Source organism: Spirillospora sp. NPDC052269, from assembly GCF_040679435.1.
Classification (GTDB): domain Bacteria; phylum Actinomycetota; class Actinomycetes; order Streptosporangiales; family Streptosporangiaceae; genus Spirillospora.
Genome location: NZ_JBFAUU010000001.1, coordinates 226,894 through 245,165, shown reverse-complemented (window position 1 = coordinate 245,165; position 18,272 = coordinate 226,894). Strand labels below are relative to the sequence as shown.

Annotated in this window: 18 protein-coding genes and 1 pseudogene; 9 read left to right on the top strand and 10 right to left on the bottom strand. The window is 71.4% G+C overall.

The annotated features are described in order from the left end of the window. The first annotated feature begins 149 nt into the window (after positions 1-149). Positions 150-2,225, top strand: coding sequence for a phosphocholine-specific phospholipase C (locus tag AB0L06_RS01240; protein WP_500228882.1), 2,076 nt, complete (start codon positions 150-152; stop codon positions 2,223-2,225). 97 nt (positions 2,226-2,322) lie between these two features. Here the strand turns inward: AB0L06_RS01240 and AB0L06_RS01235 are convergent, their stop codons facing one another. Next, a complete protein-coding gene (locus tag AB0L06_RS01235) occupies positions 2,323-3,009 on the bottom strand; it encodes a glycerophosphodiester phosphodiesterase (protein WP_500228881.1) in 687 nt (228 codons plus the stop codon). A 69-nt stretch (positions 3,010-3,078) separates the two neighbouring features. Between AB0L06_RS01235 and AB0L06_RS01230 the strand changes: the two genes are divergently transcribed. Together AB0L06_RS01230 and AB0L06_RS01225 are read left to right on the top strand one after the other, a co-directional pair. Next, on the top strand, positions 3,079-3,966 hold the full coding sequence (locus AB0L06_RS01230) for an alpha/beta fold hydrolase (RefSeq protein ID WP_500228880.1): 888 nt from the start codon (positions 3,079-3,081) through the stop codon (positions 3,964-3,966). Positions 3,967-4,118: 152 nt separating this feature from the next. After that, complete coding sequence (locus AB0L06_RS01225) at positions 4,119-5,024, top strand: oxygenase MpaB family protein (protein WP_500228879.1); 906 nt, start codon at positions 4,119-4,121, stop codon at positions 5,022-5,024. A gap of 132 nt (positions 5,025-5,156) precedes the next feature. Here the strand turns inward: AB0L06_RS01225 and AB0L06_RS01220 are convergent, their stop codons facing one another. The 4 genes from AB0L06_RS01220 to AB0L06_RS01205 all read right to left on the bottom strand — a co-directional run bounded on the left by AB0L06_RS01220 (position 5,157) and on the right by AB0L06_RS01205 (position 8,392). Continuing rightward, a complete protein-coding gene (locus tag AB0L06_RS01220; protein ID WP_500228878.1) occupies positions 5,157-6,074 on the bottom strand; it encodes a RecB family exonuclease in 918 nt (305 codons plus the stop codon). A gap of 10 nt (positions 6,075-6,084) precedes the next feature. After that, positions 6,085-6,795, bottom strand: coding sequence for an MBL fold metallo-hydrolase (locus AB0L06_RS01215; protein ID WP_500228877.1), 711 nt, complete (start codon positions 6,793-6,795; stop codon positions 6,085-6,087). Positions 6,796-6,805: 10 nt separating this feature from the next. Next, positions 6,806-7,639, bottom strand: coding sequence for a PHP domain-containing protein (locus tag AB0L06_RS01210; RefSeq protein WP_500228876.1), 834 nt, complete (start codon positions 7,637-7,639; stop codon positions 6,806-6,808). Positions 7,640-7,753: 114 nt separating this feature from the next. Continuing rightward, positions 7,754-8,392: a DUF6758 family protein gene (locus AB0L06_RS01205; RefSeq protein ID WP_500228875.1), complete on the bottom strand. Its 639-nt coding sequence runs from the start codon at positions 8,390-8,392 to the stop codon at positions 7,754-7,756. A 61-nt stretch (positions 8,393-8,453) separates the two neighbouring features. Between AB0L06_RS01205 and AB0L06_RS01200 the strand changes: the two are divergent. Continuing rightward, a pseudogene (locus AB0L06_RS01200) lies at positions 8,454-8,750 on the top strand (NUDIX domain-containing protein); the annotation flags it as partial. 46 nt (positions 8,751-8,796) lie between these two features. On the opposite strand, the gene AB0L06_RS01195 reads toward AB0L06_RS01200, so the two are convergent. Both AB0L06_RS01195 and AB0L06_RS01190 read right to left on the bottom strand, forming a co-directional pair. Beyond that, positions 8,797-10,194 carry a CPBP family glutamic-type intramembrane protease gene (locus AB0L06_RS01195; protein ID WP_500228874.1) on the bottom strand — a complete coding sequence of 466 codons (1,398 nt, stop codon included), beginning with the start codon at positions 10,192-10,194 and terminating at the stop codon, positions 8,797-8,799. Between the two features lie 156 nt (positions 10,195-10,350). Continuing rightward, positions 10,351-11,292, bottom strand: coding sequence for an HpcH/HpaI aldolase/citrate lyase family protein (locus tag AB0L06_RS01190; RefSeq protein WP_500228873.1), 942 nt, complete (start codon positions 11,290-11,292; stop codon positions 10,351-10,353). A gap of 43 nt (positions 11,293-11,335) precedes the next feature. On the opposite strand from AB0L06_RS01190, the gene AB0L06_RS01185 reads away from it, so the two are divergent. Next, positions 11,336-11,851, top strand: coding sequence for a hypothetical protein (locus AB0L06_RS01185; protein ID WP_500228872.1), 516 nt, complete (start codon positions 11,336-11,338; stop codon positions 11,849-11,851). A gap of 24 nt (positions 11,852-11,875) precedes the next feature. On the opposite strand, the gene AB0L06_RS01180 is transcribed toward AB0L06_RS01185, so the two are convergent. Both AB0L06_RS01180 and AB0L06_RS01175 read right to left on the bottom strand, forming a co-directional pair. Beyond that, complete coding sequence (locus AB0L06_RS01180; RefSeq protein WP_500228871.1) at positions 11,876-12,847, bottom strand: RNA polymerase sigma-70 factor; 972 nt, start codon at positions 12,845-12,847, stop codon at positions 11,876-11,878. After that, on the bottom strand, positions 12,840-13,397 hold the full coding sequence (locus tag AB0L06_RS01175; protein ID WP_500228870.1) for a carboxymuconolactone decarboxylase family protein: 558 nt from the start codon (positions 13,395-13,397) through the stop codon (positions 12,840-12,842). Before AB0L06_RS01175 ends, AB0L06_RS01180 begins: the two co-directional genes overlap by 8 nt. A 129-nt stretch (positions 13,398-13,526) precedes the next feature. On the opposite strand from AB0L06_RS01175, the gene AB0L06_RS01170 reads away from it, so the two are divergent. From AB0L06_RS01170 to AB0L06_RS01155, 4 genes are all read left to right on the top strand, one after another. Then, the gene (locus AB0L06_RS01170; protein WP_500228869.1) at positions 13,527-14,834 is read left to right on the top strand and encodes a magnesium transporter MgtE N-terminal domain-containing protein; all 1,308 of its coding nucleotides are present in this window, start codon (positions 13,527-13,529) and stop codon (positions 14,832-14,834) included. Continuing rightward, the gene (locus AB0L06_RS01165; RefSeq protein ID WP_500228868.1) at positions 14,831-15,319 is read left to right on the top strand and encodes a DUF1003 domain-containing protein; all 489 of its coding nucleotides are present in this window, start codon (positions 14,831-14,833) and stop codon (positions 15,317-15,319) included. Before AB0L06_RS01170 ends, AB0L06_RS01165 begins: the two co-directional genes overlap by 4 nt. 298 nt (positions 15,320-15,617) lie before the next feature. After that, entirely contained in the window at positions 15,618-16,592 is a 975-nt protein-coding gene (bla, locus tag AB0L06_RS01160; protein ID WP_500228867.1) for a class A beta-lactamase, read from the top strand. A gap of 187 nt (positions 16,593-16,779) precedes the next feature. Continuing rightward, the gene (locus tag AB0L06_RS01155; RefSeq protein ID WP_500228866.1) at positions 16,780-17,289 is read left to right on the top strand and encodes a DUF6879 family protein; all 510 of its coding nucleotides are present in this window, start codon (positions 16,780-16,782) and stop codon (positions 17,287-17,289) included. A 214-nt stretch (positions 17,290-17,503) separates the two neighbouring features. Here the strand turns inward: AB0L06_RS01155 and AB0L06_RS01150 are convergent, their stop codons facing one another. Then, complete coding sequence (locus AB0L06_RS01150; protein WP_500228865.1) at positions 17,504-18,124, bottom strand: YrhB domain-containing protein; 621 nt, start codon at positions 18,122-18,124, stop codon at positions 17,504-17,506. Positions 18,125-18,272 lie beyond the last annotated feature (148 nt).

Below are 18,272 nucleotides of genomic sequence, written 5' to 3'. Positions count from 1 at the left end.
AGAGCGCTGAAACGCCGGTCCCGAACCACTCGGGACCGGCGTTCTTCGCGTCCGGGGCCGTCCGGGGAACTGAAGAGATTTCATGTCCGTTGCCGGGGCGATACCGGCCCGCCGTTCTCCCGTTACCGGGTGAGATCACCGTTCTCGGCATGAACTCCGGTCCCTCTCGCCGCCGTTTCCTCGCGTCCGGCGCCGCCGTCGCCGGGGGCGCGACGGCCGCGTCCCTGCTCCCGCCGTCCGTCCACGCCGCCCTGGCCCGTCCGCTGCCTCCGGGCGGGATGAAGGCGATCAAGCACGTGGTCTTCCTGATGCAGGAGAACCGCAGCTTCGACCACTACTTCGGGACGTTGCGGGGCGTGCGCGGGTACGCCGACCGGAACGCGATCGAGCTGCCCGACGGGCACCCGGTGTTCCAGCAGAAGGGCCTGCTGCGCCGCGAGACGCCGTTCCTCGCGCGGGACGCGGTCGGCCACGGCCCGCTCGCCGACGTCAACTACATCGCGGGCCTCGACCACTCGTGGGACGGCGGCCAGAAGGCGCGCGGGGACGGCTGGAACGACGGCTGGATCGCCGCCAAGCAGCTGCCGACGATGGTCCACTACGACCGCCGCGACCTGCCGTTCCAGTACGAGCTGGCCGACACGTTCACGATCTGCGACGCCTACCACTGCTCGGTGTACGGCCCCACGAACCCGAACCGGACCTACCACTGGACGGGCACGATCGGCGTCGAGCCGAACGGCCGCCGCGCGGTCGAGAACGACGCCTACGACGAGGACACGCACCCCGGCTACGCCCTCACCTCGTACGCCGAGCGCCTGTCCAAGGCCGGGGTGGGCTGGCGGGTCTTCCAGGAGTGGGACAACTTCACCGACAACCCCCTGGAGTTCCTGGTCACGTTCAAGGGGGTCATGCGGAAGGCGCTCGGCTCGTTCAGCCAGTACAAGAGCCTGACCGCGTTCTACGAGGACGTCGCGAAGGCCGCGCCCGCCGACCGGGCGACGATGCTCGCGAACCTGGACAAGGCCGTCGCCGCGCTCCCGCCGAACGAGCGGGACCTCTTCGAGCGCGCGCTGCGCCGCGTCGACGGCGGGACGCTCGCCCAGACCTTCCGGGACACCGTCGCCAAGGGGGACCTGCCCCAGGTCTCGTACATCGTGGCGTCCGCGGCCGAGTCCGAGCACCCGGGCGCCGGCAGCCCGATCCAGGGCGCGGGGATCACCTACGAGGTCCTGGACGCGCTGGCCTCACATCCCAAGGTCTGGGAGTCCACGGCGCTGTTCCTGCTGTTCGACGAGAACGACGGCTACTTCGACCACGTCCCGCCGCCGGCGCCGCCCGAGTCGGCCAAGGACGAGTGGGTGGACGGCGAGCCGATCGGCCTGGGCTTCCGCGTGCCGATGATCGTCGTCTCGCCCTGGACGGCGGGCGGCAGCGTCTGCTCGGAGGTCTTCGACCACACCTCGACGATCCGCTTCCTGGAGCGCTGGCTGGGCGTCCGGGAGCCGAACATCAGCGCCTGGCGCCGGACGGTCGCGGGCGACCTGACCTCGGCGTTCGACTTCACCCGGCGGACGCGTCCGACGCTTCCGGACCGGCCCGCGACGCCGCCGAAGTTCTACTACCGCTGGCCCGCGCTGCCCCCGGTCGTCCAGAAGGACCCGGTCGTGGAGCCCGGCGCCAAGCCGTCCCGCCCGCTCCCCTACCGGCCCGAGGCGAGCGCCCGCCTGGACGGCGGCGCCCTCGTCCTCTCCCTTGAGGACCGCGGCGCGACCTCGGCCCACTTCGCGCTCTACCCGTACGCGAAGGAGTTCGCGAAGCCGCGCCACTACGACGTCGCCAAGTCGCGCACCGACCGCATCGCCCTCCAGGACGGCCGGTACCGCCTGACCCTGACCGGCCCGAACGGCTTCCGCCGCGAGTTCGCCGGGACGACCGCCGGCAAGGCCGCGAAGGTGGACGTCCACTCGTCCGGAAAGGGCGCCCGCACCCTGGCGATCACCCTGGAGAACAAGGGACCGGACGCCCTGACCTTCACGCTGGCCGCCCTCGCCTACGGAACGTCCACCGAGAAGGTCACCCTCGCCCCCGGCAGGTCCCGCACGCTCACCTGGCCCACCCGCGACGGCTGGTACGACGTGGAGATCAAGGCCGCCGAGGACGCCACGTTCCGCCGCCGCCTCATGGGCCGCCTGGAGGACGGCCGCCCCGGCACCACCGGCTAGCAATCCCTCGTGACCACCGGGCCCACCGGTCAGGCGGCGCCGACACGCGAGTCGGCCGCCGCCTGACCCGCCGCCGCAGGCCGGGCGGAACCGCAGGTCAGGAGGAGCCGTCGCGCAGGTCGAGGGCCCGGCGGGGGTGGTCGGTGATCAGGACCTCGACGCGCGGGTCGGCGAGGAAGCGGCGCATCTGGGGCTCGGCGTTGACCGTCCAGATCATCGCCGGGAACCCGGCCCGGGCGATCTGGGCGAGGACGCCGACCCGCGCCAGCCGGTGGTTCAGCGCGACCAGGTCGGCGCCGGACGCGCGGATCGCGCGCACCGGGAGGAAGTCGCGGTGCGCGCCGGGCTCCCACAGGCTGCGCCCGACCGACATCGCGACCCGGACGTGCGGGAAGTCACGCTTGATCTGCCGGATGCTGGCGACGTCGCGGGTGGTGACGACGAAGCCGTCCGGGCCGAGCGCCGCCTCCGCCAGCTCGACCAGCTCGGTCTCGCAGCCGCGCTCCTTGAGGTCCAGATGGCCCCGGGCGTTTCCGGCGATGATCTCCATCGCCTCGCTGACCAGCGGAATCGGGTGGTCGGCCAGCTCCTTGGCGCGATCGTGGGAGAGCCGGGTGAGCGGCAGGTCGCCGACCGTGGCATCGTGATGGACGACCAGCGCGCCGTCGCCGGTGCGGCGGACGTCGATCTCGACGTAGTCGGCGCCCGAGCGGGCGGCGTCGTGGAGTCCGGTCAGGCCCGCCGCGTCACGGCGGTGGGCGGAGACCGCCGGATGCTGGGCCACGGCTCGAACGCTACCACCGAAGCGTCTTCGGAGGTGTTCCGACGGGAGCGTTCAGTATGCTGACGGCCCGTGAGTACGCCCCGGTTCCTGACCTTGCCCTCCGGAGTGCGCCGGACGTTCGTCGAGACCTCCCGCGGGAGGTTCGCGGCGCTCGAGGCGCTGCCCGGCTCGGGAGTCCCCGAGCGCTGGCCCGCCCTCCTGGTGCCGGGCTTCACCGGGAGCAAGGAGGACTTCCTCTCCGTCCTGCAGACGCTCGCCGCGTCCGGACGGCGCGTCCTCGCGATCGACCTGCGCGGCCAGTACGAGACCCCGGCCGGGGCGGGCCCCGAGTCCTACACGCGCGCCGAGCTCGGCGCTGACGTGGCGGCCCTCGCGGCGACCCTCGGCGAGGACGGCGACTGGCCCGTCCACCTGGTCGGGCACTCCTTCGGCGGCCTGGTGACGCGGGAGACCGTCCTCTCGCGGGCGGCGCGGGTGGCGTCGTTCACCCTGATGAGCTCGGGTCCGGGCGCGCTGACCGGGCCGTCCGCCGACAAGGCCCTGCTGCTGCGCGACTCGATCCCGCAGCTCGGCATGGAGCAGATCTGGTCCCTCGCGCTGGAGCCGGACGCCGCCTCCCGCGGCGTCCCGCCGGAGATCGTCGCCTTCCTCAAGGCGCGGACGCTCGGCAACTGCGAGACCGGCCTGATCACCATGGCGACCGAGCTGACGTCCTGCCCCGACCGCGTGGACGAGCTGGCGAAGTTCATGGCCGACGAGGGCCTGCGCACGCTCGTCCTCTACGGCGAGGACGACGACGTGTGGGACCCGCGCGTCCAGGCGGCCATGGCCGAGTCCCTCGGCGCGGAGAAGGTCGTCATCCCGAGCGCCGCGCACTCCCCCGCCGTGGACGCCCCGGAGACCACCGCCGCCGCCCTCACCGACTTCTGGGCCGCCGCCGAACGCGCCCTCCGCTGACCGCCCCCTCCTGACGCGCACCGCCGACCGCGCCTGAGCGTCCGGGCTGAGCAGGCGCTTCGCCGGGCGCGGTCCGCTGCACGCACCCCCGCTGGCCGAACTCGATTCTGTAATGACACACTTACTTGAGTTTGTCTCACCGGAGGTGCGTGATGGCGGCAACGGTCGTTCCCCCCGAAAGCGTCACCTGGCGCGTGCACATCGACCGGTCCATGTGGGTCGGCGGCGTCCGCGGGCTCATGCTGCAGGCCCTGCACCCCGTCGCCATGTGGGGCGTCTGGCAGAACTCCACCTTCCAGGAGGACCCGTTCGGGCGGCTCCAGCGCACCGCCGACTTCGTCGGGATGGCGACGTTCGGCAGCCGGACCGAGATCGAGGAGCTGGCGGCGCGCGTCCGCGGCATCCACCGCAGCCTGCGCATCCTCAACCACGACACCGGGAGGAGGGAGCGCCTCGACCAGCCCGAGCTGCTGCTCTGGGTCCACTGCGCCGAGGTCTCCTCCTACCTGGACGTCGCGCGCCGCTCCGGCCTGCCCCTCACGGACGCCATGGCCGACCGCTACCTGGACGAACAGCGCCAGACGGCCACGTTCGTCGGCCTGCACGCCGAGGACGTCCCCGGCAGCGTCCGGGAGCTGGACGAGTACCTCAACGACATGCGGCCGCAGCTCCGCGTGACCGAGGAGGCCGCCGCGACCGTCCGGTTCCTGCTGTGGCCGACCCTGCCGGAGAACCTGCGCTTCCTGTCGCCGGGCAAGCCGGGCTACTTCCCGTTCGGCGCGCTCTGCTACTACTCGCTGCCGGTCTGGGCCCGCCAGATGTACGGCGTTCTGCCCGAAGTGCCGCAGCCCGCCGTCACGGCCGCCCTGCGTTCCTTCCGTACGGCCCTGAGCACCGTTCCTGAGCGTCTGCACGACTTCGCCTTCGCCAAGCCCACCCGCGACATGCTGGAGCGCGCACGGCGGCGTCTGGGGGCCGAGGGCTACGACACGCGCCACGGCCTCTACGGCCTCCGCGACCCCCGCCGCTGGCCCGAACGGACCCCGGCCAACACCTGACGCCCGGCCGGGCAGCGCGGACGGCGGCGCGGACGGCGGCGCGGTCGAGCTTCTCATCCTGTTCGGCCCGCAAGGCGTGCGGTCAGCCCTCGGGAACGGCGGGGCACAGGGGAGCACCCCGCTACCAGGGGTCTAGGACTCGGGCTGGGAGGCGGCTTCGGCGGCCTCGGTGGCGTCGAGGGACGCCCAGGGGTCCTTGCGCGGCGCGGCCCGCAGCCCCTCGGGGCAGTGGCGGGCGAAGTCGCAGTACGAGCACAGGTTGCCGGGACGCGGCGGGAACAGCTCGTCCCACGGCTCATGATCGACGGGCGGGGCCTCGCCGGTGCGCGGACGCGGCACCCGGGACGCCTTGTAGGCCTCGTCGGCGGCGGACGCCTCGTCCGCGATCTGCTCGGCGCGCGTGATGTGCCGGCCGAGGGACTCCTCGGTGTGCTCCCACACCGCGACCCCGTCGGACGGCAGGTGGTGCAGCTCGACCCGGTGGCACGGCTTGTGCAGCACCCGGGACGCGGCGACCGCGTAGATCGCCAGGGCCAGGGAGCCGCGCGCGTCGTCGGGGGTCAGGACGTGCCGCCCGGTCTTGTAGTCGACGACGACCAGTTCGCCGCCGCGCTCGTCGAGGCGGTCGATGCGTCCGGACACGGCGATCCGGGACGTGCGGGTCGCGACCGTCCGCTCGACGCCGACCGGCTCGTCCGCCGGGTCGATCCGGGCGACGTACCGCTCGACCATCGTCCGCGCCCGGACGCGCCAGCGCGCGGACTGCTCGCCGTCCCGGAACCCGTCGGTGAGCCAGCCGCGCAGCAGCAGCGTGCCGACGGCCTCGGGGGTGCGCTCCTCCAGCGGGAGCTTCCACCAGTTCGCCAGGGCGTTGTGGACGCTCGCGCCCACGCTGTTGTGCGCCCACGGCGGGCCCTTCGGCGGGGCCGGACGGTCCAGGTAGGTCATCCGGTACCGGCGGGGGCAGTCCAGCCAGGCGTTCAGCCGCGACGGCGTACACGTGTACAGCCGTCGCGGCATGCCCTCGAAGCCGAGTTGCTCCTGCGCCAAGGCCGGAGGACTACTCGTCGTCGCCCTCGGTGGCGAGCGCGCCCCAGCTCTCCCAGCGGGCGTCCTCGTCGCCGACGGTGGTCTCGTCGCCCTGGCCCGGCAGCACCCGCAGCTCCTTCGGCAGCGGGGTGAGCAGGGCGCCGATCGAGTTCAGCTGCTTGCGCAGGTCGTCGTAGGCGCCGCCGATCGAGCCCGGCCGGCCGCGGTGCAGGGTGTCGCCGGAGAAGAGCACGCCGAGCTGCTCGCAGATCACACTCACGCTGCCCGGGGTGTGCCCGGGGGTGTGCATGATCTCCAGCTGGGCCTCGGCGATCTCGAAGACGCCGCCGTCCTCGAGCCAGATGTCGGGCTCCAGCGAGCGCATGGCCTTGGCGTCCTCCTCGTCCTCCTCCTCGCGGGCGAGGCGGCCGAAGTAGTCGCGCCAGAGCAGCCGGTCGGCGCGGTGCAGGGCGATCGGGGCCCAGTTCTCCTCGTCCTCCTCGCCGGCCGCGGCGACCTCGAGGACCACGCTGAGGCGGTGCTCGTTGCCGTCGGTCAGCAGGACGGCCATGACCTCGCGGTCGCCGACCTCCTTGAGGATGGCCTCGGCGTCGTTCGCCGGGTCGATCACGATGACCTCGTCGTCGTCGCCGACGATGTAGGTGTTGGTCTCGACCTCGTACTCGGTGTCGTCCAGGGTCACCTGACCCGACGTCACCACCTGTTCGATGCGCGCGTCCACGCCCCGCACCCTACCGCGCCCCGCCCGCGCGGGCGACGAGCCGCCGGAACGCCTCCGGATCGGTCGTCTCGCAGCCGATCCGGTCGCCGCTCAGCTCGCCGTGATCGTCGCTGGCGCCCGTCCCGACCAGGCCGAGTTCCGCGGCGAGGACGCGCAGGGCGTCCCGGTCGTCCGGTTCGTGGCCGGGATGGTCGATCTCCACGCCGGAAAGGCCGGCCTCGGCCAGCCTCCGGATCACCGCGTCGTCGAAGACCTCACCGCCCCGCCGGACGCGCGGGTGCGCGAGGACCGACACACCGCCCGCGTCCCGCACCAGCCGAATGGCCCGCACCGGGTCGAGCCCGTAGCGGGACACGTAGGCGCGGCCGTCCCCGCCGATCCACTCATCGGTGAACGCGTCTTCGGGGTTCTCCACCGTTCCCGCCTCGACCATCGCACGCGCGATGTGCGGACGGCCGATCCGCGCGCCGTCCGCGATCCGCTCGACCTGCTCCATCGTCACGGACGAGCCGAGCTCGCGCAGCCGCTCCACCATCTCGCGCCCGCGCGTATCCCGGGCCTCCTGGATGCGCACGAGCTCGGCGCTCAGTTCCGGGTCGTCCGGGTCGAAGAGGTAGGCGAGCATGTGCAGGCTGCGGCCGTCCAGCTCGCAGGACAACTCCATGCCGGGGACGAAGGTCAGGCCTTCGGGGAGCGCGGCACGCGCCTCGTCCCAGCCCCGCGTGGTGTCGTGGTCGGTCAGCGCCACCACGTCCAGCCCGGCGGCCGCCGCCCGGCTCATCACCTCGGCGGGCGGACGCGTTCCATCGGACACGCTGCTGTGGGTGTGCAGATCGATCCGCATGCCCCGAGGCTATTGCGTGCCGTCCCGGGAGGGCGCCGGTCCAGTCGTCCGGCGAGGGACGTCGGCCAGCCGTCTGGGGGGCCGGTGTCGGTCAGCCGTCGGGGAGGGCGTCGGTCAGCCGTCCAGGAGCGGGGACGGGGCGCCGAACGGGACGTTGATCTCCATGCCGGGCTCGCGGAGGTCCAGGAGCGGCGGACGCTCCAGCATCAGCGCCCCGGCCTCGGCGGGCCACAAAACCGTCCACAGCCACAGGCCCTTCGCCTCGCCCACGTAGGCGGCCCGGTCCTCCCCGGACGGCACGGCCCACATCGACACGCCATGCCCGGACGCGCCGCCCGCCTCGAGTTTCACGTGCGGCGGATCGGCGTCGAAGCCGAGACCCGGATCCGGGCCCGGCAGGCCTGCGAAGTGCGCGCCGAGCCCCACGCCCGGCTCCTCGGCGACCAGGAGCAGGTCGGCGGGCCCGTGCAGGAGTCCCGGCCCGGCGAGCGCCACCGCGACGGCACGCGCCCCGGTCCGGTCGTCCCCGACGGTGGTGAAGCCGGTGACCAGCCAGCCCTTCGGCAGCGGCCACGGCAGCCACACCGGCACCCGCGCGTCCCGGACGACCGCCGTCATGCCGTCCCGGTTCGGCCGCTTCGCGGGCTGACGCGGCAGGACGGCGCCGTGCGTCGGACACCACCAGTCACTCGACCAGGCGTTCGGCGCGCGCAGTCTCCCGGCGCAGCGCGGGCACGCCGTATCGGCCTTCATAAATACCCACGGTGGTTCGCCGTCCTCGCGAACGTCAAGGTCGGCCTGGTCAAATGTGTCTATGCGTGTTCTTTGCGTGGGTGGAATCGTGCGGGACGGCCAGGGCAGGCTGCTGATGGTGCGGCGCGGGCACCCGCCGGGCGAGGGATTGTGGTCCGTCCCCGGCGGACGCGTCGAGCCCGGCGAATCCGACGCCGCCGCCGTGGCGCGCGAACTGCTCGAGGAGACGGGCCTGGTCGTCTCCGTGGGCGCCCTCGCGGGCGTTGTCGAGCGCCCCGGCCCGGACGGCGTCACCTTCGTGATCCGCGACTACGCCGCCACGGCCGTCGGGGGCGTCCTTCGCGCGGGCGACGACGCCGCCGACGCCCGCTGGGTGTCCGTCCCCGAGCTGGGCGCCCTGCCCCTCACGCCGGGGTTGCTGGAGGCTCTGCGCGAGTGGGGGATGCTGCCCTCGCCCCCTGCTGGGACTCCGGGGCGTCCTGAGGCTCCTGGGACACCGGGTACGCCTGGGACGACTGAGGCTCCTGGGACGGACGAGGCTCCTGGGGCGCCTGGGAGTCCTGGGGACGGTCGGCCTCCGGGGACGGGGTCCGGTTCGTGATGCCCATCCGGCGGGCCAGCCAGGCGACGGCCAGGGCGTAGAGCGCGAGGGCCGTCACGTCCGCGAGGACGGGCAGGAAGCCCACGCTGCCCTGGTCCAGGTCGAGCGTGCCGAGCGCGGCCGGGAAGAGGAACGACATCAGGTTGTTGAAGGTGTGCACGGCCATGCCGGACTCCAGGCCGCCCGTCCGGACGGCCAGCCAGCCGAGGATCGCGCCGAACAGGAAGATGTCGACCGGGCCCCAGCCGGTGTAGTCGTGCCCGAGGGCGAACGCCACGCCCGCGACGATGATGCCGGGCCACGGCGTCCGCAGCACGCGGCTCAGGGCGCGCGCGAAGGGTGCGGTGCGTCCTTCCAGCGTGTACGCGCCGACCGCCTGGACCAGCCAGCCGCGGAACACGACCTCCTCGGCGGACGCCTGGAACGGCACCAGGACGAGCACGATCACGGCCGGGACCAGGAACCTCCCCCAGCCGACCCAGTGGCCGCCGTCCCCGCCGTCATCGCCGCCGCCGAGCATCCCGACGGCGAGCGAAAGCCCGAACGACAGGGCCAGGAACGCCAGTGACAGGCCGCAGCAGACCAGCAGCCAGCGCCACCGGATCCGGCCCGTCACCGATAGCAGCGTCCCCGGACGGCGGCGCTGGATCCACCACGCCGCGAAGCCCGCGACCGGGATCAGCAGCGCCAGCCCGGCCAGGTTGAAGACCAGGTCGGCGTTGGTGTTCCCGAAGATCGTGCCGCTCTTGCCCGAGTCGTCCAGGCTGTGCCCGGACGCGGACCAGACGATCACCATCGGGGCCAGCAGGACGAACATCGCGACGAACGCCCCGGCCAGCACGAACAGCGACCCGACCAGCGGACGCCACCACCGGTTCCGCTCCGTCCGGGCGAGCTGGTGGAAGGGCTTCCCGGGCGGCGGATCGTCCGTCCAGGACTGCTTGACCTGCGGGTATCCGTAGCCGTAGGGGTACGGGCTCGGGCCCTGCGGGCCGTACCCGTAGCCGTACGGGTACGGATGCGCGGGCGCCTGCGGCCCTGGAGGGTACTGGCCCTGCGGGGCTTGCGGCTGGGACGTCGGCGCGGGCGAGCCCTGCGGCCATGCGTCCTGCGGCGGCTGAGCCTCCGGCCTGGCCCAGCCGTCCGAGCCGGGCCGATGCGGCGAGTCGGACGGATCCGGCTGCCCTGGATGCTCCGACACCTGCGTCTCCCCCGGTCAGCGGCAAGAAAGGGTCCCCGGTCGATAGTACGGTCGCGTCCCGGCGGACAGCCCGAACGAGCGCCGACCTTTCAGGAGGTTCGCAGCTGGAGCTCAGCTTTCCGGACGGTTCGGACCGCCTTCCGAACGGCCCTCCGCTCAGCTTTCGGGCGACTCGAAGGATTTCGTCCGGGAAAGTCCGGCGGCGCGTCCCTTGGCGGCGATCACCAGCGCCATCTTCCGGGACGCCTCGTCGATCATCTCGTCGCCGAGCATGGCCGCGCCGCGTCCCTCCACGGACGTGGCGTGCTCGTAGGCGTCCAGGATGAGCTCGGCGTGGTCGTAGTCCTCCTGGGACGGGGAGAACACCTCGTTCCCCGCGTCCACCTGGGACGGGTGCAGCACCCACTTGCCGTCGAAGCCGAGCGCCGCCGAACGCTGCGCCACGCGGCGGAACGCGTCCACGTCCCGGACGTTGAAGTACGGCCCGTCGATGGCCTGCAGATCGTGCGCGCGCGCAGCGAGCAGGATGCGCATGAGGATGTAGTGGTAGGCGTCGCCCTCGGTGTATCCGGGCGGCTGCTCCCCCACGACCAGCGTCTTCATGTTGATCGACGCCATGAAGTCGCCCGGCCCGAAGACCAGCGTCTCCAGGCGGGGCGAGGACGCGGCGATCGCGTCGATGTTGGTCATCCCGCGCGCGTCCTCGATCTGGGCCTCGATGCCGATCCGTCCGACAGGCAGGCCCACGGCGCGCTCGATCTGGGTGAGCAGCCGGTCGAGCCACTGCACGTGCGAGGCGTCCTGGGCCTTCGGCAGCATCAGGCAGTCGAGGTTCGCGCCCGCGCCCTCGACGACCTCGATCACGTCCCGGTAGGCGAACGGAGTGTCGAGGTCGTTGATCCGAACGACGCGGACCTTGCCCGTCCAGTCGCCCTCGTTGAGCGCCGCGACGACGTTCTTGCGCGCGTCCGCCTTGGCCGACGGCGCGACGGCGTCCTCGAGGTCGAGGAAGATCTCGTCCACCGGGAGCCCCTGGGCCTTCTCGATGAACCGGGGATTGCTGCCGGGAACGGCCAGGGTGGTGCGTCGCGATCGCATGGCGCGGATGCTACCCAGGCGCGGCGTGTGAGACGCTGGCGGCATGGGTGACACGCGATCGGCCCTGATCGAGGAGGCTCTCAAGAAGTCCGGCATGTTGTGGCTGGTCCTCTCGGGACTCCCGCAACCGCGCGCGGCCTGGCACGTCTGGCATGACGGGTCGGCCTACGTGCTCACGGGCGGTGAGGGCGAACAGCCCCTCCCCGGCCTGCCGGACGCGACACGCGCCACCGTGATGGTCCGCAGCAAGGACAAGGGCGGACGCCTCATCACCTTCACCGCGGCCGTCGAGATCGTCGAACCGGGCACCGAGCTCTGGGACGAGATCACTCCGGTCATGGCGAAGGAACGGCTCAACGCGCGCTCGCACGAGGGCCAGATCGACGCCTGGGCCACCGATTCCTGGATCGTCCGGCTCACCCCGACCGAGGAGGTCGAGGAGGAACCGGGCGACTACGACGACTCCTACGCCGTCGTCCGCCCGGTGCCGACCCCCGCGACGACCGCGGGCTCCCCGCCCCGCCTGATCGGCTCCCGCCGCCGCCGAGCCGACCGCTGACCCGCCCCCTTCCCCCTCCTCCCGCTATCCGCCGAGAGTGCGCCCGTCGCTGACGGCGTGAAGCTTGTCGGGATTGCCGACCATGTGGAGGGTCGTGATCAGGCCGTCCTCGTTCGTCGTGACGCCGATCGTGCCGAGCACGCGGCCGCCGCCCTCGAGGATCAGCCCGGGCGCGCCGTTGATCTCGGCCCAGCTGAAGCTCCAGTCGCCCACCGGGACGTCCTGCCAGGGCCGTCCCATGACGGCGAGGGTGAACCGGGCGATCTTCTCCGGGCCGTGGATGACGCGCAGCGGGGCGCGCACCTTGCCGCCGCCGTCCGTCCAGAGCGCGACGTCCGGCGCGAGGACGGCCATCAGCTCGTTGATGTCGCCGCCGACCGCCGCCTCCAGGAACCGCTCGACCGCGGCGCGCTGCTCGTCCGCGCGCGCGTCGAAGCGGGGCCGCCGCGCCTCCACGTGCTTGCGGGCGCGCGTCCCGAGCTGCCGAACGGCCGCCTCGGACCGTCCGACCACCGTCGCGATCTCCGGGTAGGGGAACCCGAACGCCTCGCGCAGCACGAACACGGCGCGTTCCAGCGGCGTCAGCGTCTCCAGGACCACCAGCAGCGCCGTCGACACCGACTCGGCCACCTCGACGTGCTCCGCCACGTCCGGCGAGGTGATCACCGGTTCCGGCAGCCACGGCCCGACGTACTGCTCCCGCTTGGCCCGGACGGACCGCAACCGGTCCAGCGCGAGGTTCGTCGTGACGCGCACGAGGTACGCCTCGTCCTCGGCGACCGTGTCCCGATCGCCCGCCGACCAGCGCAGCCAAGCGTCCTGGACGACGTCCTCGGCGTCGGTGACCGTCCCGAGCATCCGGTAGGCGACCCCGAACAACCGGTCCCGATGCGCCTCGAACCGCTCCGCGATCCCTCCCCGCGCCTCGCACGCCTCCGAGGCCGACAGGACGGGCTCGGCCACGGTCGACGGCGACGGCGGGACGCGGTCAGCCACGGCTGGCGGGGACGTCGCAGCGGTCCTTGAAGCCCTGGCCGGTGAGCCCGGCGGCGGCGTTGAAGCGCGAGCGCATGTTCTCCACGGCCACCATCATGGTCAACTCGACGATCTGCCTCTCGCTCAGGAACGTCCGAAGGTCCGCGGTCAGCTCGTCCGTCACCTCGGGCGGGTCGGCGCACATGGCCTCGGCGTACTCCATGACCAGGCGTTCCTTCTCGTCGAAAAGGTCGGAGTCGCGCCACGCCGGGACGGCCTCCAGCTTCTCCAGCGGGATCCCGTGCGTCGTGGCCGCCCAGGTGCCGAAGTCGACGCACCAGGAGCACCCGATCCGCACGGAGGCCGCCATCTCGGCGAGGTCCTTGTACTTGTGCGGGAGCGCCTTCCAGCGCCCTGCCTGGATCTCGAACAGCGAGTACGCGGTCGAGACGCCCATGTGGTGTCCCATCGCGCGCACGGGGTCGAGTTCCTTGCCGTACATCCGGCGGGCGATCCAGGCGCCCGCGCGGTAGCGGAGCGTCCTGGGCGGATTGAGGGAGATACGTGCCATGTCGGTCCTCCTTACCCTTCACCTGGTGGACGACCCGACGTCTCCCAGTGTGACATCTGGGGGAAAACGCGTGGTTAACGTTGGTTAGGCGACTCGGGTGCCGACGACGATCATGGGTAGGCTCCGGGCATGAGCGGAGCTCCGAGCAGGGTCTTCATAGCGCGGCTGGCGGGCATCGCCGTGTTCGACCCGGCCGGCGACCAGATCGGCCGGGCGCGGGACGTGGTGGTCGCGCTGCGCCCGGACGAGCGCTCTCCGCGCGTCCTCGGCCTGACCGTCGACGTCGCCCCCCGCCGCACCGTGTTCCTGCCCATCACCCGGGTCACCACGATCGAGGCGGACGCGATCATCTTCGACGGCCGGCTGAACGTGCGCCGGTTCCAGCAGCGCGCGTCCGAGACCCTCGTCCTCGCCGAGATGCTCGACCGGACCGTCCGGCTGCGCGAGACCGGCGACCCCGTCTCGGTCGTGGACGTCGCGATGGAGCCGACCCGCACCCGCGACTGGCTGGTGGCCAAGGTCGCGATACGCCGCTCGACCAGCCGCGGCCTGCGGCGGCGCGGCGAGACGTCCGTGGTCGACTGGGACGCCGTGGAGGGCTTCGCGACGATCGAGCACGGGCAGGGCGCGGCCGGGCTGATCGCCGCGTTCGAGAACATGAAGCCCGCCGACCTCGCCAACTTCGTCCACGACCTGCCGGAGAAGCGCCGCACCGAGGTCGCCGTCGCGCTCGACGACGAGCGGCTGGCGGACGTCCTGGAGGAACTGCCCGAGGACGACCAGGTCGAGATCCTCGGCAAGCTGGAGGTGGAGCGCGCCGCCGACGTCCTGGAGTCGATGGACCCCGACGACGCCGCCGACCTGCTCGGCGAACTCCCCACCGACCAGCGCGAACGCCTGCTGACCCGGATGGAGCCGCACGAGGCCGCGCCCGTCCGCCGCCTCCTGACGTACGCGGACAACTCGGCGGGCGGCCTGATGACCACCGACCCCATCGTCGTCCCGCCGGACGCGACCGTCGCCGAGGCCCTCGCCATGATCCGCAACCCCGACCTGAACCCGGCCCTGGCCGCGCAGGTGTACGTGTGCCGTCCGCCGACGACCACCCCGACCGGCCGCTACCTGGGCACCGTCCACTTCCAGCGGCTGCTGCGAGAACCTCCCCCGACCCTGGTCAGCGGCATCGTGGACGCGGAACTGGACCCGCTGCGCCCGACCATGTCGCTGGAGGCCGTGGCGACGTTCCTGGCCACCTACAACCTGGTCGCGGGCGCCGTGGTGGACGAGACGGGCCACCTGCTCGGCGCGGTCACCATCGACGACGTCCTCGACCATCTGCTGCCCGAGGACTGGCGCGAGACCGTCATGGACGCCGCCCGTCCCGAGGAGTCCGCCGACCCCGAAGAGGAAGCCCTGCGCGCCGGGGGCATCGCATGACGTCACGCCTGGACCAGCCACGCGAGCTCCGCCGCACCGTCATCCCCCGCGTCCACTACGACCCCGAGTCGTTCGGCAGGCTCTCCGAACGCATCGCCCGCTTCATGGGGACGGCCCGGTTCCTCGTCTACATGACGGCCGTGATCGTCGTGTGGATCGTCTGGAACGTCCTGGCCCCATCGGCCTTGCGCTTCGACCCGTACCCGTTCATCTTCCTGACCCTGGTGCTGTCCCTCCAGGCGTCCTACGCGGCCCCCCTGATCCTGCTCGCGCAGAACCGCCAGGACGACCGGGACCGCGTCCAGTACGAGCAGGACCGCTCCCGCAACGAACGCAACATCGCCGACACCGAGTACCTCACCCGGGAGATCGCGGGCCTCCGCATGGCCATCTCCGAAGTCGCCACCCGCGACTTCCTCCGCTCCGAACTGGAACGCATCATGCGAGACCTCGACAACAAGAACGGCCGCCGAGACCCCGCCTGACCGCCCCCCTTGAAAAGGTCCTCGCTCCGCGAGGGCAGTCCTACTTGGGGCTCCCGCCCCAACCCCCAAGCTGGGGGCTCCGCCCCCAGACCCCCGAAAACGAGGGGCTATAGCGGACGCGCAGGTACCGTCGCCCCCGAATCTCTCCCACGGTCCCGTAGGAGTAGGGCCCTGCTCACCTGCACTGATATGTAAATCAATATCGGTACACGACTCATATCAATATTGGACACGATGTGACGGCGTCTGGTCTGCTCATGGCTCGATGAAGATCGACAACGAGAGCAGGGGGCCGAAAATGCGACGTGTCCGTGAACCGAAGGTCCGGATGAAGCTCGGAATCTCCGTACTGGCGATCTCCACGATGTTCGCGGGAACCGCCTGCGGCGCGGGGACCAGGACGGCGACCGGTGAGCAGGTGGCGCACGACATCGCCGTCACAAAGACGCTCGCGCCCGGCGACGTCCAGAAGGAGCTCAGCAAGCTGGAGACCTCCTACCAGGGACGGATCGGCGCGTACGCGATCGACACCGGCACTGGCAAGACCGTCGGCTACCGGACGCATGAGCGCGTGCCCAGCAACTCCACGTTCAAGGCGATCCTGTGCGGCGCGGTCCTCCACAAGGCCCGCACCACCGACCCGGGGCTGCTGAAGCGTACGCTCCACTGGACCAAGGACGATCTCGTCGAGAGCTCTCCCGTCACCGAGAAGAAGAAGAACCTCAAGCACGGCCTGACCGTGGCGAAGCTGTGCGAAGCAACCATCACCACCAGCGACAACACGGCGGCGAACGTCCTGCTCAAGCAGGTCGTCGGCGGACCTGCCGGCATGACGCACTTCTACCGGTCCCTGGGCGACCCGGTCGGGCGCCTGGACAGGTACGAGACCGAGCTCAACGACTGGCACCCCGGCGAGACGCGCGACACCATCATGCCCGTGTTCATGGCCCGCGACCTGGAGAAGCTCACGGTCGGCAACGCGCTGGTCCCCGAGGACAGGCAGCAGCTGATCAAGTGGATGAAGGCCACCATCACCGGTGACGAGCGCATCCGCGCCGGCGTCCCCAAGAACTGGACCGTCGGCGACAAGACCGGCACCGCGGAAAGCTTCTACGCCGCCGCCGACGACATCGCGATCGCCTACCCCCCGGGCCAGGCCCCGGTGATCATCGCCGTCTACACCCACCGCAACACCAAGGGCCTGCCGGTCGACAACCGCATCCTCGCCCAGACCACCACGATCCTGATGCGCGGCCTCGGCAAGATGTCCTAACCGTCCACGCCGCGCCCCGGCGCGCGGCATAGTCAAAGGTCCTCGCTCCGCTCGGGCCCTCTCCTTGGGGCTCCCGCCCCAACCCCCAAGCTGGGGGCTCCGCCCCCCGGCCCCCGGGGACCAGGTGGACGAGGACCGACCAACCGGGATCGCGAAGAGTCCGTCCGCAAGTACGTCAGGGAGCGCAATGGAGTTGATCTCGGCGGAACAGCGGGCGGCTCTGCTCTGGGCCGGTCGCCCTTTCCTGAAACTTGAGCTTCGCGACAGCTATGCCTTCGACGCTGAGCTGTTCGACGCATGGAGGCGGGGAGACCGAGAGGTCATGGCCCGCACGGTTGAAGGGTGGCGCGGCAAGGTCGCCTCCGAGGTCGCCGCAGGCAGGCGACTTCGGAGGGTGCGCGTGGTCTCCGAACCGCTCTCGGAGTACCAGCGCATGGCTGTGCAGATCAGCGGGTCGGCGGTCGAGGCCGGGGAAGAGCTGCGCTGGCTTCCCCGTCGGCTCGTCTCCACGCTTCCGCTCCCCGGCAATGACTGCTTCGTCCTGGAAGACCTGGTCATCTTCAACGTGCTCGGGGGTTCAGACGAGCGCGTGGAAATCCAGCTCCACCGAGACCCGGACGTGGTCGAGTTCTGCCAGACCGCATTCGAGGCGGCCTGGAAACTCGCCACCCCTCATCGCGAGTACAGACCCGCCTGACCACCCCGTCACCCCACATCCGTCCAACAAGGTCCTCGCTCCAAGCCCCAAGCTGGGGGCTCCGCCCCCATCCCCCCCGAATTGCGGGATGGGGAACTAGCGACGGTGCGCCTCGGGACTGCACGGGAACAGATCCAGGACTGGCCTGAGAACACGTCAGGCTGAGCAGCGACCCGCAAAGTGAGTCCGGACGTGCAGGCGAGCTTGTTCGGACTTACTTTGCGGTTTCGACAGAGTCCGCCGCCCGCGCACTCCCTGCCGCATCTGCGGATGCCGGGTTCGGGCCCGTGAGGGTCGTGATGCCGAAGGGCCGAGGGAAGGGCTCAGGGGGCCGAGCCAGATCGAGCAGGGGCGCCGGTGGGTGCTCACCAACCGCGATCGCGATGACGTACTGGTTGGCCTGAGCCATGTTCAGGGCGCGGACGCGGCGTCGAAGAAACCGGATGGCGGCGATCCGCCCTTCCCCGTCGAGAGTCTCGCGAAGCTCGGCCGCGAAGGGGACCTCGCTCCAGGGGTCTGGTTCGATGTTCTGCGGAGGCTTGATGCGCTGCTCGTAGTCCTCTTCCCAAAGGTCATGGGTGTAATCGGCGCTGGGAATGTGGTGGACGCTCCCGTCGTAGCGATCGACGAGATAAGCACCGGTATCCATGAGCACATACCGCACGTCACCGCTGTCAAGGTACGCCTGGGATTGCCAGAGCCCGATCCAACCGAGGCGGTGCTCGATGATCTTCTTGATGCCGAGAGGCACCACAGCGCCTCGCTCGGCGAACCGGCGTTCTTCCGCACGCAACTGATCCTCGATCAACCGGACGGCATGCTGTCTGTCGATCACACCGTCATCATGTGGAAGAACCCAGGCCGCTCGCCAACGGTTTCTTCGGGATCACCGAAGGGGAAGTCCGAGCAGGGGACTGCATAAGGCCGCCAAAGGCGGGCGTCCAGACCGTCTCGGACGACACGGCGTGGCGTTGGTCGCGGGT